1 protein-coding gene is annotated in these 1,240 nt (G+C 65.7%); it reads right to left on the bottom strand.

The genetic code is table 11. The features are described from left to right. Positions 1-1,178 (bottom strand): T6SS effector BTH_I2691 family protein (locus MF4836_RS34625; RefSeq protein WP_338013636.1); only part of this gene is annotated, 1,178 nt, incomplete at its 3' end. Positions 1,179-1,240 lie beyond the last annotated feature (62 nt).

The raw sequence follows: 1,240 nt of genomic DNA, 5'->3' as shown, positions 1-1,240 counted from the left end.
GCGGCCTGGTATTCCCGGGCGTACAGCTCGCCCTCGCGGTCGATGGCCTGCTGCCAGACCTTTTGCTCGGCCAGGTAGGCCCGCTCGAAACTCGCCCGTTGGGCTTCGTCGTACCGCTCTTCGAGCCGCTCGCGGGCCTCGGTCTGCTTGAGTCGGGTCCCGCGTTGGGTTTCGGCCTCGACATCGATGGGCGGCAGCGGTGCCCTGAGCCCTGCCGCGCTGTTGTTCCAACGGCGATGGTGTTCGTCCAGGGCCTTGGCCTCGTCGCTGGCCTCGGCAACCGCCCAGGCATCGCGCAGCTCCTTGATGCCGAGCAGTGCCTGGGAGGTGAAGAACTCGAAACGCCGCTTCGGCTCGGCGCGCCACTCCTGCAGGGCCCTGACCCCGCTCACCCGCTGGGCATTGCATTCCTGCACCCGGCCAATCGGGTCGGGCAGCACCACCGCCAGCACTCCCCCCTCCTGCAGGTTTTCACGCTTAACCAAGTTCCGCACATGGCGTAAAAAGAGCCCACCTCGGTGATGGCGGCTGTAGAAGCCGTGCACGCTGACGAAGTCCCCAGGGTCGGCCTCCGAGTACTCCAGCACTTGAGTGATCTCGAGGTGTTGCTCGGTCATCACGATGCCGACGCTGCTCGGGTTGTCGCGCGCCGCCTTCAGGTCGAGCTTGTGGAATCGACCGTCCAGCGCTGTGCCGTCATCCGCCGTGCCACGCCGATACTGATCCAGCACGCTCTCCGGCCATGGATCGTTGGCGAACGCAATCCACGCAGTCGAGTAAGTGTCGGCGTCGATATTGATAAAGGACGCACTGAAGTCGTGGTCCTGGGCGATGCAGGAAGGGCTCAGCGACCTCGGTTGTTCGCGCGGGACCTGGTAGGGGCGGAACTGGCGCAACGCACCTTCCGGCGTCACCTGGTAGGCCTGCCATTCTTTTTGGTCCAGCAGCACGTAGAGGTAGCCCTGACGAAGTATCCGCGGCTGGTCGAGGATCATCGGGATCGACGCCGGCCCCGAGCCGGACACGGGCGTCTTCTTGTGCATGGCAAAACGCGTTGGCGCATAGGCCGCCCGCAGCGGCAGGATCGGCAGGCCGGTGCGCTGGCAGGCATTGCAGGCCCCGGTGGGATTGGGCGCGGCTTCATTGATGGCAATGCCGAGGGCGGTGCTGGTGCTCATGAGTAGTTCTCCGCGCGGGGCAGGGAGGTCGCGATGTGGGTCCAGGCCGCGTCGTCATAGGC

It is taken from the genome of Pseudomonas sp. MF4836, from assembly GCF_002018875.1.
Taxonomy (GTDB): Bacteria; Pseudomonadota; Gammaproteobacteria; order Pseudomonadales; family Pseudomonadaceae; genus Aquipseudomonas.
This window is presented reverse-complemented; position numbering and strand designations above follow the sequence as displayed.